Genomic DNA, 15,896 nt, shown 5'->3' with positions numbered 1-15,896 from the left:
GATGGCCGTGCCACGGGAAAAATTGGAAGTTGCTCTATCCGTCGTCATGCACGACTGTTGCACTTCTGTTGCCCGTGCCTTGGCGCTTCGCGCCCTCCCGCCGGGCAATCCGTTCGCGCCGCTCCCGCACCCTGTGGTGAGCGCGCATCCAACACCGAAACAACAAGTAACATGTCAGAAGATAACACGTCCGGCCTCACGCCTTCCGAGGTGCCCGCCGCGACTGCCAGCGCGCCTGCCGCCGCAGCGCCCGCCGAAGTGCCCGCTACGTTTGGCACCGGTCGGGGCGCCGGTCTCGCCCGCGGCAAACGCGCCACCAGGCCCGCTGCCGGACCTGCCACGTCGGCCTCCGCCGACTACACACCCACCGCCGTGCAAATCGTGGTGGCCGAAACCGAGTACCAGAACCCCTTCGAGCCCGCCCCTGCGGCTGCTCCGGAGGTTTTTGTGAAAAACACCCCCGCCCCCGCTCCGACCCCGGTCGCCAGCGTCCCGGCACCCGCGGCAGACTCCGTTTCTGCCGCCGCCACCGAAAGCGCCTCTCCTGCTCCTGCCGCCGTCGCCCTTGCGGACGCGGCCCCGGCGCAGGCAGAAGGCGCCGCTCCCGTCGAGCTCAACATCCTGCCTCCGGCCGCGCGCCAGCCAGCCGTGAACTGGGAAGCCAGCAGCGGGCCTTCCGCAGCCGCCGCGGGTGAAACCCGCCGCGGTGACCGTCCCGTCTTCCGGCCCGACCGCCGGGGGGATAACCGCGAGCCGCGCGAAGGCCGCGAGGGTCGCGAGGGCCGTCCTTATGACCAGCGCCGCAGCCGTGCCGAGCGTTCTCCCGACCGTCCGGATCGTCCCGCGCGCCCCGACCGGCCTGCCGCCCGTCCGCAGGAAACCGCCGCCCGCCCGGCATTTCCGGAGACTGCGGCGAAAAAGGAGGAAAAGAAATCCGGCGGATTCCTCGACTGGGTCAAAAGCCTATTTGGCGGTCCTGCCGAGGCTCCCGCCGCCGCTCCCCGGTCCGAACCGGATTCCGGCGAGCAGCGCGACGGACAACGCCGCCGTCGCGGCGGTCGCGGTCGTGGCGGCCAGGGTGGCCGCGGCGGTTATGACCAGCGCCCGCAAGAAGAGCGCGGCGGTTCGCGCCGCGAAGGCGGCGAGCGCGGCGAATTCCGTAACGATGGCGGACGTCGCCGTCGCCGCGGAGGCCGCGGCCGCAATGGCGGCGGCGGTGGTGGTGGCGAAGGCTACCGCAACAACGGCGGCCCGGCCGCCTGATCCGCCTCCTGCCTTGCGCAGTTCCATCAACGGTCGCCCTCTCCGGGCGGCCGTTTTTTGTAAAGGGAACTCCTGAAAATCCTTTTTTACCGCGAAGGGTGCGAAGGTCGCCACGCAATCAGGATCCGGATTCTGTTTTTCTGATCTTTGCATCCCTGGCGTCCTTCGCGGTCAATTTTCAGAACCTCCCTGCCGCCGTTTCCCCATTTTCAGCTTTCAGCCTTCGGCCTTCCGCCTTCAGCCTTTCGCCTCCATGGCCGATCTCATCGTCAACGGCGGCAAGCCTCTCTCCGGCGTCATCACTCCGTCGGGCAACAAGAACTCCATCCTCCCGATTTTTTGCGCCACGCTGCTCACCGACGAGCCCGTGACGCTGAAAAACGTGCCCGACATCACCGACCTCAACAAGCTGGTTGCCTTTTTCGAGGCCCAGGGCTCGCGCGTCGCCTGGGACCGCGCACGGGGTGAAATGCAGGTCGATCACGTCGGGTTTCGCCCAGTCCTGGCCGGCGACGAACTCCCGCAGGACATGCGCTCCACCGTCCTGCTTTACCCCGCGCTCCTGCACCGCCTGCGCACGATCACCATCCACTCCAACACCAAGGGCTGTTCGCTCGGCGTGCGCGAGATCGACCCGCATCTCGACATTCTTTCCGCCCTCGGCGCCGACGTGGACAGCGGCGACCCGCTCGTCATCACGCTGCCCGCCGGCGGTTTCCGCGGCGCCCGCCACTGGTGCGACTACATGTCGGTGACCGTCACGGAAAATTTCGTCATGGCCGCGGTTCTCGCCGACGGCCAGTCCACGCTCGTCAATGCCGCCAGCGAGCCGCACGTGCAGGACCTCTGCGCCGCGCTCGTCGCCATGGGGGCGCAGATCGACGGCACGGGCACCTCGATGCTCCGGATCACCGGCGTGAAAAAACTCCGCGGCGCCACCTTTGCCGTGAGCAGCGATTATCACGAGATCGTCACGTTCCTCGCGCTCGGCGCGATCACCGGCGGCGAAGTCCGCGTGGAGCGGGCGTTGCCGCAACACTTCGACCTCATCACCCGCGCGTTTCACAAGCTCGGCGTGGAAATCGCGCATGAGACGGCTCCCGACGGCGCGGCCGCCGCGCTCGTGCGCCGCGGCCAGCGGCTTGTCATTGAAACGCCTTACACGACCAACCTGCTGCCGAAGATCGAGGCCGCGCCCTGGCCGTACTTTTCGGTGGACCTGCTGCCGCTGATGATCGCGCTGAGCACGCGGGCCGAAGGCGTCATCCATTTCTGGAACAAGGTCTACGAAAACGGTTTTTCCTGGATCCCGGAGCTGGCGAAATTCGGCGCGCACGCGCTCGTGAGCGATCCGCACCGCATCGTGGTTTTCGGCAACCGGCCGCTGCACCCGGCGGTGGTGGATTCGCCCTACATCATCCGCGCCGCCGTGGCACTGACCATGGTGGCGGCGTCGATTCCCGGCCGTTCGGTGGTGCGCAACGCCGAGATCATCAAGCGCGCCCACCCGCGTTTTGTCGAAAACCTCCGCAGCCTCGGCGCCGACCTCGAATGGCGGTAGGCCGCCGCCTCCGGGGTTTTCCGTTATCCTCGTGCCGAGGTCCCGGATTTTTTACCACGGATTTCACGGATAAAAAACCGGATAAAGGCAGGGATGTCAGAAGGTACCTTCCCATCCGTGGAATCGCTGAAGATCCGTGCAATCCGTGGTTAAAATGGAAGCAGGACCGTTTACCGCGTTACCGGGAGGAATCGTATGTAAAAAACGATCTCCCGGCATCGGACCACCAGGATTGCCTGGAATGCGACGTTCACATCAGCAAGCCTTTGCGCTCTTCGCGAGCTTTGTGTAAAAATCCGGAAACTACGGGAATGCAGGTATTACTGGATCACGCCGTCTGTGCGCGGCGGGCAGCCGGCGACGGCGCCGCGGCGGGCGCGGAGGAGTTCGCGGCGCAGCCAGTCGAGCGCCATCGTCACGGCGCGCGTGCGCACCACGGAACGCTCGCCGGGATAGCTCAGCTTTTTCGACCACACGCCGTGCGGCGTGCAGAGCGCGAGGTGGATCGTGCCGACCGGATATTCGTTGCTGCCGTTTTGCCCGGCGCAGGGGCCGCCGTAGCCGGTGAGCGCGAGGCCGTAGTCGGCGCCGAGCCGCTCGGCCACGCCGACCGCCATCGCCACCGCGCCTTCGTCGCTGGCCGCGCCGTGCTGCATGAGGATGTCCTCGGGCACGTCGGCGAGCTGCATTTTCGATTCGTGCGAGCAGCACACGCAGCCGCCGGCCAGAAATTTCGACCGCCCGCAGAAATCGGCAAACGCCGAAACGAGCGCGCCGCCGGTCGCCGTCTCGGCCACCGCCAGCAACTGTTCCTGCGAGCGCAGCAGCTCGGCCACGACTTTCGCCAGCGGGTCCTGCCCGTAGCACACAAAATCCTCGCCGAGCAGCCGCGCGCAGTCGGCGGCGATGGCGTCGAGCTCGGCCGGCCGGAGCGCGCCGGAGGGCGAACTCAGCCGGCAATCGACGCGGCCCAGATGCGCGCAGAACGCCACGCCGAGCGCATCGCCATAGCGGTCGAAAACCGGCTGCAGCAACACCTCCAGCGCCGATTCGCCGATGCCGGCGGTGCGGAGCTGGATGTACGATTCGCGCTCCGCGAGCAGCCCGCGCGCCGCCAGACGCGGCACCACCTGGTCGGTGAACATCGGTTGCAGCTCGTTGGGCGGGCCGGGCAGCATGACGAGCACGCGGCCGGCCTGCTCGATCCAGAGGCCGGGCGCCGTGCCGTTGGGATTGGGCAGCACCTCGCCGTCCGCGAACCGGTACGCCTGCTTGAGGTTGTTCTCCGTCATCCTGCGGCCGAGGCGGGAAAAACGCTCCTCGATCGCACTGACGATTTTTGGTTCGAAAACGAGTTTCTGCCCGAGCACGGCGGCCACGGCCTCGCGCGTGCGGTCGTCGCAGGTGGGGCCGAGCCCGCCGGTGGTGATGACGACGTCGGCACGCCCCCAGCTTTCGCGGAACTGGGCGGCGATCACGTCGGCTTCGTCGGTGATGGTGACATTGCGTTGCAGAAGCACGCCGCGCCGGCCAAGTTGTTCACCGATAAAGGTGAGGTGGCTGTTGGCCGTGAGGCCGAGGAGGAGTTCGTCGCCGAGCGTGAGCAGTTCGTAACGGAGTGCGGTCACGGGGCGCGCCGGGGAGGCGCCGGGCTGGCTGGCTTCGGAAGTGGAGGACGGGTGCGGATGGCTGGGTGGATTCATTCTGTCGGCAGGCGACGATGCAAGGAGAACGACTTCGGAAAAAAATCCGGCGGCATCAAGACTGACATTCGTGGGCGGGTGCGCATCCGGCGGGGCGAGGGGGGTTAAAAACCGGTCTGGCGGGCGTGTAGGATTGGCGGATTCGGTGCGGGAGGTGCGGCGGTGGTGGAAATACAGGATGGACCAAGGCCAACTCTGTCCAACCTCGTGAAAAATGCCAGCGGGCGGGCCGGTTTGGTGCGGAGGCGGACGGGAAGGGATGGCCGGGCGGGGCCGTCCCCGCGAAAGGGAAGGGCGGAAACCTTTTCCGTTCGCGCGGCGTCCTGTTGCGGATACATTGCCGCCCGTCCGTCTGCTCCGTCCCATGCGCATCCGTCCCATTCTCTTGTCCGCCATCGCCGTCCTCGGGCTGCTCGTCGGCGCGTGGTGGTGGCAGCGGGCGGCGGACGGGCGGGAGGCGCGGCTGCCGCGAAGCCTCGGCGGCGTGCGGGCGGATGCCGACGCGCCGGTCGCGTCACGGGCCGGCTCCGATTCCGGCGCGGACCTGGCGGCGGAGGCGGACCAGGCCAGACTCGCCGCGCGGCTGGCGCAGCTTTTCCGGCGGTCCGGCGTGCGGCCGGACGAAGGCGTGCTGACGTTTGCGACCGAGGCCGCATACCGCGAATTTCTTGCCCGGGCGGGCGATGCCGGCGTGGCCGTGCTGGCCCGGATCGAAGGGCTGCGCGCCGTGCGCGTGCGCGTGGACGACTACGACGCGTTTGCCGGAGCGTTGCGCGGGCGCGGAGGCGATTTCGAGGCGATCGGAGCCAACCCCGTCATGCAACCGCCCGCGCCGCCGCCGGCGGAGGAGCGCTCTTCGTCGGGCCAGACGCCGGTCCTCGGCGGGCTGCTGTCCGCGCTCGGCTTCGAGGCGGCGGACAACTCCGCCTGGGGCCAAGGCGTGCTGATCGCGATTCTCGACAGCGGCGTGCTCGGCGACGCGACGTTCGGTGACAACCGGGTGAAGACGCTCGACGTGGGCCAGGGTTTTACGGAAGCGGATTCCGCGCACGGCACCGCCGTCGCGGCCATCGCCGCCGGAGGCGACGCGAGCGCGCGCGGGGTGGCGCCGGCGGCGGACATCCTGAGTATCCGGGTGACAGATACGAACGGGCAGTCCGATCTCTTTACGGTGGCGCAGGCGATCATGGCGGCGGCCGAGGCCGGGGCCGAGGTGATCAACGTCAGCCTGGGCGGCTACGCGACGGCGCGGCTGCTGGAGCAGGCGATCGACCAGGCGCAGGCGGCCGGCGCGGTGGTGGTGGCGTCGGCGGGCAACGACCAGGCCGGGCAACTGGCCTGGCCTGCGGCGTACTCGCAGGTGATTTCGGTGGGGGCGACGGATGCGGCGGGCTGGCAGATGGCATTTTCCAATTCGGGCGAACAGCTCCGGCTGACAGCTCCGGGCTACGCGATCACGACGGCGGCGGGCGGGGGCGACCGCATTTATTTCAGCGGCACGTCGGCGAGTGCGCCGGTGGTGTCGGGCGCGATCGCGGCGCTGCTTTCGACGAACCCGTCGCTGACCGCGGCCGAAGCCGCGCAGGTGTTGCAGACGCATGCGAACGACGGCGGCACGGCGGGACCCGACGCCAGCTACGGCAACGGCGTGGTCAACCTCGCGTGGGCGATGGATCGCGACAACGCCTCGCGGGTGGATGGCGCGGTCTCGGCTTGGGTTTTTGATGCGAAGGCGGGCACGGTGGAAGTGGTGGTGCAGAATCGCGGCGCGCAGCCGCTTTCGGGCGCCTCGCTCGCTGTCACGGTGGACGGCGCGCCGCTGCTGTATCCGCTGCTGCCGCTGGAGCCGGGCGCGAGCACGTCGGTGAAGGTGCCGGTGGTGTCGGAGCGGCTGGAGGTCAACGGCAAGATCGTTTTCCGGGCCGAGCTGGCGATGCCGCCGGGCACGCTCGACCAGGTGCCGAAAAACAACCGGGCGGCGGCCGAGCTGGCGAAGTGAGGGCGGCGGCGGGATTTTCCGGGCAGTCCGCAAAAGCGGCCGGAGCGTCGCATCACTGCGGCGCGAGCGGATTCAGCGGGAGGGTGACGATGAAGGTGGTGCCGGTGGTCCCGCCGGAGGTGAAGCGGATGCGGCCGTGCAGGTAGCGTTCGACCAGCAGCCTCGCGCTGTAGGTGCCCAGCCCGCGGCCGGGCGACTTGGTGGAGAACGACCGGTTGAAGATTTGCAGGCAGACCTTGCGCGGCATGATGGAAGCGTTTTGTATCCGGAAATTGACGACATCATCCTCGCTGTCGCAGCCGAGCGTGATGGCTTCCCCGGGTTGCGCGGCTTCGAGTGCATTGCGAAGCAGGTTCCCCAGCACGCGCTGGAGCAGCCCGCGATCGGACAAAAAGGCGGGGTTGGCCGAAGCCGGATCGATCCGCAGCCAGCATCCGGCTCCGAGGACGTGGAGGGCGAAGTGCCTCGCCAGGGTTTTGATAAAATCGCGGGCGCGCAGGGTTGCAAAAACCGGGATCAGCCGGTCGTTTTCCGCGGCGGCCAGATCGCAGCGGGCGAGGACTTTCTCCGAGAGTTCCCCGATCATCTGCATCATATCGTCCACTTCGTCCCGCAGTTGGCCGTCGGGCAACTGGCTGCGCACCAGCATCGCCTGGCCTTCGATGCAGCCCGTCTGGTCGGAGAGGTCGCGGAGGAAGGTGTCCTCGAGAGCCCGGCGGCGTTTTTCGTGGCTGATGTCGGCAACCGACAGGATTGTATACTGCTCGCCCTCGTGCATGAACGGCGTGCTCCTGACGCGCAGGTCGAGGGATTCCCGCCGCCCGCCGACGATGCGGGTGATGCGGCACTCCTGCGTGGCGCCTTTTCCGCTCAGGCCGGACAGGATCGCATGGACGGCGCCGCACTCGCAGCAGGCGGCGGCCGTGCCGCAACCGCCCGGTCCGGTTGAGGCCTGGATGCAGGCGAGGGCCTCGCCGGGACGTTTGCCCAGCGCGGCCGAAAGGTCGCCGGAAGGCAGCAGGGAAAGGGTGTTCTCGCTGGCAAAGACGATCTGGCGCCGGGCGTTGAGGATCAGCGCCACATCGAGCATCGAATTGAGCAGCGTGGAGACCAGCGGACTGGCGGCGACCGCGGCGGCCTGCCTCCGGATCTGCCCGGCGTCGACACGCTCTGCCGGAGCGAAAAACGTGGGCAGGAGAGAGGGTGTCGGCGGGTTTGACATGGCCGCACACAAATCAGCCATACTCATGAAAAAGTGTCCAGTATCGGAACTGTGCATCTTTTGCCATTCGTACGCTCGCATTGGCTGCTTCCGGACATGTTTCCGGATCCGGGAATGCACTTGCCCGGCGAGGGGGGGCGGAATCCGTGGGGCGCCTCCGGTATCCGTTCGCAGCTACAGGGCGCGGGGTCGCTAAACAGATACCGCCTCCGCGAGGCGCCGGGGGCCTGTTTTATGCCTGCCGTTGCAGTTGCCGGAAGGCGCCGGGAGACACTTCGCGGAGGCGGCGGAAGGTTTTGGTGAAGTGATAGCGGTCGCAGAAGCCTGTCAGCGCGGCGATATCGTCGATCGGCCGGTCCGAGTGGTGGAGCAGGTCGCAGGCAAGGGCGACGCGGCGGGCGCGCAGGCTGGCCATCGGGGTGACGCCGGTTTCGTGGCGAAAAAGCCGGATCAGCGCGCGGGCGTGCATGCCGGCGACGTGGGCGAGTTCTTCCAGCGTGTGCGGGCCGGCGATGTCGCGTTCGATGTGCTCCAGCACGCGCAGCACCCGCGCATCCAGCCGGCGCTCGCGCAGTGTGCCCGGCGGCAGGCCACCGAGCGCGAGGAGCACGAGCGCATTCCAGGCGATGACCGACTCCTCCGGAGAAGGGGGAACCGCAGTCGCGGACGCGGCACCGGAGCCGGGCGCCGCGCGCGCGTGCAGCATCCGCATGACGGGCGTGAGCCTGACCGGATACACGCCCGGGCCGGAGGCGAAGGCCGGCGTGAGCGTGAAGTGGACGTAGCACTGCGTGAGCGGTTTTTCCAGGGTGGCGCCGAAATCCGTATCGGGGCCGATCAGCCAGGCGTGGCGCGGATCGAGCGGCGTGGTGCGGCCCCGCCAGCGCACGGCCGCGCCCTTGCCGGAAAGCAGGTAAAGCCGCCAGTAGGGTGCGGAGAGGTTGTCATGCTCCCACCGGTTGAGCCGCGCCGTCACACACTGCAACAACCGCAGTTGCAGGTCGCCCGGATTGTGGTGATGCAGGTGCATGGGCGCCGTCGCGGCGGCGGCGGGCGCGGGAGGCGCCGGTGACTTTTGCACACATTCGGGCGATTTCGGCGCATTGGCAGGAGAGGGCGGCACGGGTTATTATGGACATTCGCCCGGGCATCCTGCTCAAGCGCAAAACCATCGTTGTCTCTCCATCGTTTCTCCCTGTCTTTTTCTTTTTTTCCTCCAAACCACCATGCATCCTCTCCCGTTTCGCCAGGTTCATCTTGATTTTCACACCAACGGCTCGATCCCCGGCGTCGGGGCGAAGTTCGACAAGAAGGCGTTTCAGGCCGTGCTGCAGGAAGCGCGGGTCAACTCGATCACCTGTTTTTCGAAATGCCACCACGGCTGGAGCTATCACGACACGAAGGTCGGCCGGCGCCATCCGCACATGAAAGGAGAGTTGCTCGCGAAGCAGATCGAGGCGTGCCGCGAGATCGGCGTGCGCGTGCCGATCTACCTGAGCGCGGGGCTCGACGAACTCGCGCTTTCGGAGCATCCCGAATGGCGCACGATCAACAAAAAGGGCGTGGGCGTGGAGCCGTTTCACGCGGGCTGGCGCGGCGTGCTGCGCTGGAACTCGCCCTACCTCGACTACCTGTGCCGCCAGATCGAGGAAGTCGTCACGCGCTGGCGCGATGCCGACGGCATTTTTCTGGATATCATCGGGCCGCGTCTCGATTACTCCGACGAGAGCCTGGCCGCGATGAAGGCGCTCGGCTACAACCCGGAGAACGAGGCCGAGGTGGCCGCCTGGGCGCACGAGGTCCTGCTCGACTACTACAAAAAGACGACCGCCGCCGCGCGTATTCACAATGCGGATATGCCGGTGTTTCACAACGGCGGCCACGTCCACATCGGGGCGACGGAGGAGCTGCGGTACAATTCGCATCTGGAACTGGAATCGCTGCCGACGGGCGGCTGGGGTTACGACCACTTCCCGCTGTCGGCGCGCTACGCGATCACGACGGGGCACGATTTTCTCGGCATGACGGGCAAGTTCCACACGACGTGGGGCGAGTTTGGCGGGTTCAAGCGACCCGAGGCGCTGCGCTACGAGTGCGAGGCGATGATCGCCTACGGAGCGAAGTGCAGCATCGGCGACCAGCTCCACCCGAGTGGCGAGATCAACCGCGACACCTGGGCGCTGATCGGCGAGGCCTACCGCGCCGTCGAGGCGAAGGAGGCGTGGTGCGCCGGTGTGAAACCGGTGGCGCGCATCGGCCTGGTGAGCGCGGCAAAACCGGGAGTGCGCCAGACGCTGGCCGACGAAGGCGCGTCGCGCATGCTGCTGGAACTCCACCAGCCGTTTCTCGTGCTCGACGCGAAGGCGGCATGGACGCCGTTTGACCTGGTTATCCTGCCCGATTCGATCGTATTCACGAGTGAATTACAGAAAAAGGCGCGCCGTTACCTCGCGCAGGGCGGCAGGATTCTCGCCAGCGGCACGAGCCTGCTCGACGAGGCGGGCAAGGCGATCGCGCTGCCGGAGGCGGGCATCCGCTACGTCGGCCAGAGCGCGTCCGATCCGGATTATCTGGTGGCGACGGCGCTCTCTGCGGCCGACGTGCCGGTGAAGTCGCCGGTGGTGATTCACGGCGGTGCGCTGGAGGTGAAGCCGCTGGCGAAAACGCGGGTGCTGGCGGAGCGGGCCGTGCCGTATTTCAACCGCACCTGGGAACATTTCTGTTCGCACCAGCACGCGCCGGACGAACCCGGATCGGAAGAAAAAACCGGCCCGGCGGCGACGTTGTCGGCGGAGGGCAACGTGGCGTACTTCGCGCACCGGATTTTTACCCGTTATCGCCTCTACGGCCAGCCGCTCTATCGCGACTTCGTGCGGGCGGCGATCAAGGCGCTGTCCGGTGGTGGCGACGCGCTGCCGGTGGTGACGGAAAACCTGCCGTCCACGGGCCGCGTCAATGTGACGGAGCAGCGTGCGCACAGGCGTTTTGTGGTGCACGTGCTGCACGCCGTGCCGACATTGCGCGGCGGGGCGAAGCATGAAGGGCCGCATGCCCAGCCGGTCGAGGTGATCGAGGATGTGACTCCGGTGAGCGATGTGCGCTGCGCGGTGCGCCTGCCGCGCAAGGTGAAGTCGGCGCGTCTCGTGCCGGACGGCGCGGCGCTGGAGTTCACGCAGCGCGACGGCGTGGTGACATTCACGGTGCCGCGCGTGCTCAGCCACCAGATGGTGGAGCTGGCGTGGTGAGGCCCATGCCGGCGCGGGCCGGTTGACGCCATTGGCAGGCCGGCTCCGGTTCTTTCAAAACTGGCCCGGGAGGGGCATCGTCACTGCGTGATGGCACGGAGGCCGGTTTGCGGGGCCTCCACATCGCCGATGGCGAGGGTCTGTTTCGGATAACCGGCGTCATTGTCGATCAGGAGGAGGTTGACCCGGAAGGGCATTCCTCCGACGAGCGGTTTCGGAATCGCGAGGTGGTAGAGCGTGGCGGCGTCGGCGGCCGCGGTTTTCTCCTGGCGGAGGGCATGGAAGGCGACTCCGTCCGGCGCGCCTGCGAGGACGGGGCCGGAACCGGTGAGGGCTCCGGTCACATCGAGCAGGGTGCGTCCGGCCTCGGCGGAGAGCCGGACGCGGAAACTGTCGCCGGCAGCCAGCGCCCCGGCGGCGGAGCCGGAGGGGGCAACGTGGCGGTCGTCCGTCGCGACGAGGAAAAGATGGAGGCGGTTGCCGGCCGGATCGTCCCGCAGCCAGACGGCGGCGGAGAGGTCGGCCTCGCCTTTGTACCAGCGCGAGGCGTCGGGGTCCTTTTCCCATTCGTTGGTGATGGACTCGCGGCCGGCGACGGCGAAGGGCTCGAGCGGAAGCCAGGTGTCGGCGTGTGCGAGGTCGGGAGTGGCGTCGCCGAGCGGAGGGACGGGAGGCTGCAAACGAAGAGGCGCCTTGTGGCTGGCGAGGAGTTGCCCGCTGGAGGAATCGGTGAGGGTGAGGGCAAGGCTGTCGGGATCGTCATCCGTGGCGCGGGCGATCTGCAACTCCTTCGGGCCGCCGTACAGGACTTCCCAGCCGCCGCGTCCGCTGGTGACGAGAACGGCGAGCACATTGCGGCCCGGCCGGAGCGCGAGGCGGAAGGGGTGCAGCGAGATGGGGCCATGCTGGCCGTTGCCGGTTTCGAGGGTGTCCATGACGGGCTGGCCGTTGAGATACCAGGCCATCCACCAGTCGCCGCTGGCGCCGCAGTCGAGGGTGACGGCGCTCGGGGTGTCGATGATGGCGTAGGCGAGGCCGGTGCGGTTTTCGCCGAAACCGCCGGCCAGGCGACCGAAGTTGAGGCGGCCTCCGTCAGCCAGCGCGGGCCGGCCGACGACAGGCGCGCCGCCGGTTCTGGCGGGAAGCGTGGCCGGGATGCGGGCGCGGAGCGCGGGGGTGATCCTGGCCGGATCGATGTCGGTGAAAACCGTCCACCAGCGCGGGAGCGCGAGAGGCTGGCGGGCGGGCTCCAGGCCGAGCGAAAGAGGAAGCGTGACGGCCTCGCCGACGGGGAGGGTGACGGAGTGCCGGGCGGGTTCGATGCGGGCGGCGACGCGCGCGCGGGCTTCGGCGGAGAGTGTGACGGAGAGCGGTTTGTCGGGATGGGGATTGCGCACGGTGACGGTCAGCGGATTGTCGGCGCCGGCGAGAAGCGGCGCGGTGGTATCGACCGAGAGGAGCGAAGGCATGACGCGCACGGCTGCCGTGTCGGCCGCGGCAGCGGGAGAAATCCAGGTGAGGTAAACGGGATCGATGCCCACGCCGAAGGTGACCACACCGGAAGCGACGGCGGCGGAAAGCGGCAGGGTGTTGCCGTAAAGATCGAAGAATTGCGGAGAGGAGGACTGCGTCGCGTCGCCGAGGGCGAGGCGCAATTCGTGACGGACCGGTTTTTCGCAGAAGGCGACGAGTGTCTTGCGACCGGCAGGACGGGCAGCGGCGTCGATCTCCTCGAACAGGAATGCCGTGATCCCGTCCGCGCCGGCTTCCCCGGCAAAATCGGGTTGGCGAACGTAACGATGATGGCGGAGACGCTCGACCATGTGGCGGTAGGCGAGAATCGAGGGACGGGGTTCGACGAAATTTTCGGCCATGGTGTAGCCGCCTTCGATACCGGCTCCGGCGCCCTCCATGAAGAGACGGAAGTAGAGGAAGAAGGGCATGCCTTTCGACTGCGCGTAGGTCATCTTTTCGACGACGGTGCGGGCCTGCTCCGCGATGCCTATAGGGTCCACGCCGGAAAATCCGGATTCGGTTTCGATGAAGGGGAGACGGGCCTTTTCCGGACTGCTGGCGGCGGCGACCGTGTGAAGGCGTTCCCAGGCGGTGCGCTCGGCGGCGATGCCGGGACCGTGTCCGTGATAGGCGATGGCATCGAGCCGGGAGGCGTCGACCCGGGCGACAAATTCGGCGGCGCGCCGCGAGCTTTCCTGACCGGCAAAGGCAAGGCCGCCGTTCATGACGACGGTATCGGCGTCGCCGCGGCCGGCGCCGCGGGCGCCGCGTTTCACGGCGTCGTACATGGCGTGATAACTTTCCACGTAGGTGTCGATGGGCGCGGGGTAGAAATGGGGGAGGTCCGGTTCGTTGCCCATTTCGTAGTAGCGGAGTTTGCCGGCTGCGGGATCACCGGGCGCCGGGGTGAAAAGGCGGGCGGTTTCCTCGAGAAAGGCGATCTTGCTTTCGAGCTGGCCGGCGCGTTTGCCGGCATCGGGGTCTTTGGGCGGATCGACCATGATGGAAGTCTGCACGTCCTCTGCGGCGAGGGCATCGAGGGCGGTTTTCAGATCGGCGGCGTTCTCCTGCATGCCCTTGTTCCAGGGGTTGCGGAGAATATCCACTCCCATGATACGGTACCAGGCAAAGGCGGCGGGGGTGAGGATGGGGAAGATGGTGTTATTGGCGGCGTCGAGCCCGTAGAGAAATTCGCCGGGTCGGGCCTTGGCAAGTGTCGTGGAGCTGATGATACCGATGCGGAAGGTGCGGGTGTAAACGGGATGAGCGGGATCGTCGTCGAGGAAGAGTTCGAGCCGGCCGTCGCAGGGGCCGAGTGGCCAGCCGGCGGGGTCGAAGGCGAGGGAAACGTCGGCGGTGGAAGACGGCGCGAGGAGGAGCGAGGATTCGGCGCGGTGGAGGATTTTGTCGTCGTGGCCGGAGACCTGGAAGCGATAGCGGAGAGGGCGGGGGACGCGGGCGAGGTTTTGCAGACGGGCGGTGATCTGCGCGCCGGATTGTCGTGTGAATGCGAATACGCCTCCGGGAGTGGAAGGAGAGGCGAGATCGGATGTCTTGATCATGCGGGGCCAGTGGACATCCTTGTCGGGGTCGTAGCCGACGAGGCGGACGCGGCGCAGGTAGAGAGGGCCGTTGACGCCGTCGATACGGAGGTCGAATCCGTTGACGCTCGGGGCTGTGTCGGCGGGGTCGGTGCGGGCACCGAAGAAAGCGTCGTCGAGGGGGATGCGGAGCGTTTTCCACTCTTTGGTGTTGCCCCAGACGGAGCCGATCAGGCGGGCGCCGGCGGCGGTGTCGGCCTTGACGCGGACGCTGCCGAAGCCGGGGCTGTGAAAGGTGATTTCGAGGTCGACGGCGGGGCGACCACCCTGGCGGAAGCGCGGATCGGTGACGGTGAAGCGGAAGGAGCGCGTCCAGCGCATGGCGGGCTCGATGCTTTCCTCACAAACCCAGGCATCGACGGGACGACCGTCTTTCAGCGTGAGGGAGGCCGGCTTGACGCCGGTGCGGTCGAAGGCGAGGCCGCGTTCGACCGGAGTCCGGTCGAAAACCGTCTCGATGACATCGACGCCGGGGGGGAGCGCGGCGGGTTGCGCCGTGGCGCTGCCTTCGGGGCCAAAGGGAGCGGCAAGGGCAGTGCCGAGAGACTGGAGGCCGAGGGCCGAAAGGAGCAGGAGATGGCGCATGGGGAAAACGGGACGGATGACGGGAGGGGAAACGGAAGGGCGGATCAGTTGTATTCGATCAGGAAGGGCATGTCGGCGGTGGGAAAACGGGAGCCGTCGATCCGGTCGGGCGCGCGGGAGACCGTGACGGCGTTGGCTCCGGTCTGCCAGTTGAGGTCGTTGAGGTTGGGAGAGCCGATGCCCCAGTTGGGGGCGCGCATGAAGAGGAAGTCCTTTTCGCCGGCAGAAACCTCGTCGGAAAGGCCAAGGACGAGCACGTAGTCGGTGCCGTCCTGAAGCGTGGCGTCGCCGGTGACGGGGAGAGTGACGGGTTCGAAGCGGGCGGCATCGGCCAGCGTCACGGTCTGCCCGGCGGAAACGAGAGGGCGGAGCGAGGGATCTTCGAGAATGCGGGCGAAGACCTTTACCGGTTTGTTCACAAGACCGCCCTGGGGGCGAAGGGAAATACGGATGGCCGTGACCGAGGCTTTCCCGCCGGCCTCGCCGGTGAGGAACCGGAAATTTTGCATGGGGTATTCCTTGCCGGCGGGACCGTTCCGGAGCCGGAGGTCGAGGGTGCCGGTGTAGGCCCAGCCCTGCGTGCGATCGCTGATCGTGACGCGATGCGCGGCGATCGTCTGCGGACGGGCGCTCCAGGTGGCGCCGGCATCCGTGGACACCAGCACGCCGGCCGCCGGGTCACGTGTGGTCATGTCGAGAGACTGCACGGGGACGACGCCCTGGGGGAGCCGGGAGCTTTCGATGCTGAGATAGCGGGCGGCGTCGGCGGCGGGTGCGGCGATGACGGCATGGAGAACCGTGCCGGCCTTGATGGCGACTCCGCTGAAGGCGGCGGCGCGAAGGCGGGCGCCGGTGGCGTTGAAGGTGGTCCGGTCGGCGGTGGCGAGCCGTTCTCCGGGCCGGCCTCCGGTGTCGGCGTGAAGGGTGACGGTGAAGGCGTCGGGCTGGTTGGCGGCGTAGCCGGAGCCGTGACCGGAGGCAAAGGCGACTTCGGTGAGTTCGCCGTCGGTTGCGGCGGTGAAACGGATGGCGAGTCGGGTTTCGGGGGTGTCGAGCCGGATGATGTCGTTGCCGGCCGCGGTGAGACCGGCCTGGCCGGTGCCGAAGGTGGCGGCGGGCAACGATGCGCAGAGAAGTTGGAAACCGGATACGGAAACGAGCAGGAGGCGGCGGGTGATCATGGTTCGGGAACGGAAGGAGAC

General features: G+C 67.6%; 9 protein-coding genes. 4 read left to right on the top strand and 5 right to left on the bottom strand.

The window, feature by feature from the left end; translation table 11 throughout:
* The first annotated feature begins 171 nt into the window (after window positions 1–171).
* Window positions 172–1,263, top strand: coding sequence for a translation initiation factor IF-2 (locus OPIT5_09965; GenBank protein ID AHF90478.1), 1,092 nt, complete (start codon window positions 172–174; stop codon window positions 1,261–1,263).
* Between the two features lie 253 nt (window positions 1,264–1,516).
* A complete protein-coding gene (locus OPIT5_09960) occupies window positions 1,517–2,824 on the top strand; it encodes a UDP-N-acetylglucosamine 1-carboxyvinyltransferase (protein ID AHF90477.1) in 1,308 nt (435 codons plus the stop codon).
* A gap of 320 nt (window positions 2,825–3,144) precedes the next feature.
* On the opposite strand, the gene OPIT5_09955 is transcribed toward OPIT5_09960, so the two are convergent.
* Window positions 3,145–4,527: a competence protein CinA gene (locus tag OPIT5_09955; protein AHF90476.1), complete on the bottom strand. Its 1,383-nt coding sequence runs from the start codon at window positions 4,525–4,527 to the stop codon at window positions 3,145–3,147.
* 364 nt (window positions 4,528–4,891) lie between these two features.
* On the opposite strand from OPIT5_09955, the gene OPIT5_09950 reads away from it, so the two are divergent.
* Window positions 4,892–6,526: a peptidase S8 gene (locus OPIT5_09950; GenBank protein ID AHF90475.1), complete on the top strand. Its 1,635-nt coding sequence runs from the start codon at window positions 4,892–4,894 to the stop codon at window positions 6,524–6,526.
* Window positions 6,527–6,578: 52 nt separating this feature from the next.
* Here OPIT5_09950 and OPIT5_09945 read toward each other — a convergent pair whose 3' ends face one another.
* Both OPIT5_09945 and OPIT5_09940 read right to left on the bottom strand, forming a co-directional pair.
* Window positions 6,579–7,748 (bottom strand): histidine kinase, encoded by a 1,170-nt coding sequence (locus OPIT5_09945; protein AHF90474.1) that lies wholly within the window; start codon window positions 7,746–7,748, stop codon window positions 6,579–6,581.
* Window positions 7,749–7,980: 232 nt separating this feature from the next.
* Entirely contained in the window at window positions 7,981–8,778 is a 798-nt protein-coding gene (locus OPIT5_09940; GenBank protein ID AHF90473.1) for an AraC family transcriptional regulator, read from the bottom strand.
* Window positions 8,779–8,974: 196 nt separating this feature from the next.
* Here OPIT5_09940 and OPIT5_09935 point away from each other — a divergent pair, with 196 nt between their 5' ends.
* Window positions 8,975–10,993, top strand: a complete 2,019-nt coding sequence (locus OPIT5_09935) for an alpha-amylase (GenBank protein AHF90472.1) — start codon at window positions 8,975–8,977, stop codon at window positions 10,991–10,993.
* 80 nt (window positions 10,994–11,073) lie between these two features.
* On the opposite strand, the gene OPIT5_09930 is transcribed toward OPIT5_09935, so the two are convergent.
* Both OPIT5_09930 and OPIT5_09925 read right to left on the bottom strand, forming a co-directional pair.
* Window positions 11,074–14,694 (bottom strand): hypothetical protein, encoded by a 3,621-nt coding sequence (locus OPIT5_09930; protein ID AHF90471.1) that lies wholly within the window; start codon window positions 14,692–14,694, stop codon window positions 11,074–11,076.
* Window positions 14,695–14,738: 44 nt separating this feature from the next.
* Window positions 14,739–15,875, bottom strand: a complete 1,137-nt coding sequence (locus tag OPIT5_09925) for a hypothetical protein (protein AHF90470.1) — start codon at window positions 15,873–15,875, stop codon at window positions 14,739–14,741.
* Window positions 15,876–15,896 lie beyond the last annotated feature (21 nt).

It is taken from the genome of Opitutaceae bacterium TAV5, from assembly GCA_000242935.3.
In the GTDB taxonomy this organism is placed as follows: Bacteria; Verrucomicrobiota; Verrucomicrobiia; order Opitutales; family Opitutaceae; genus Geminisphaera.
Note: the sequence above shows the minus strand (reverse complement) of the source record. Positions and strands in the feature narration are given on the sequence as shown.

What these genes read in the sequence shown, in the direction of transcription:
- OPIT5_09965 (AHF90478.1), top strand. Translation starts at nt 172, where the DNA reads ATGTCAGAAGATAACACGTCCGGCCTCACGCCTTCCGAGGTGCCCGCC.
- OPIT5_09925 (AHF90470.1), bottom strand. Translation starts at nt 15,875, where the DNA reads ATGATCACCCGCCGCCTCCTGCTCGTTTCCGTATCCGGTTTCCAACTT.
- OPIT5_09940 (AHF90473.1), bottom strand. Translation starts at nt 8,778, where the DNA reads ATGCACCTGCATCACCACAATCCGGGCGACCTGCAACTGCGGTTGTTG.
- OPIT5_09945 (AHF90474.1), bottom strand. Translation starts at nt 7,748, where the DNA reads ATGTCAAACCCGCCGACACCCTCTCTCCTGCCCACGTTTTTCGCTCCG.
- OPIT5_09955 (AHF90476.1), bottom strand. Translation starts at nt 4,527, where the DNA reads ATGAATCCACCCAGCCATCCGCACCCGTCCTCCACTTCCGAAGCCAGC.
- OPIT5_09950 (AHF90475.1), top strand. Translation starts at nt 4,892, where the DNA reads ATGCGCATCCGTCCCATTCTCTTGTCCGCCATCGCCGTCCTCGGGCTG.
- OPIT5_09935 (AHF90472.1), top strand. Translation starts at nt 8,975, where the DNA reads ATGCATCCTCTCCCGTTTCGCCAGGTTCATCTTGATTTTCACACCAAC.
- OPIT5_09930 (AHF90471.1), bottom strand. Translation starts at nt 14,694, where the DNA reads ATGCGCCATCTCCTGCTCCTTTCGGCCCTCGGCCTCCAGTCTCTCGGC.
- OPIT5_09960 (AHF90477.1), top strand. Translation starts at nt 1,517, where the DNA reads ATGGCCGATCTCATCGTCAACGGCGGCAAGCCTCTCTCCGGCGTCATC.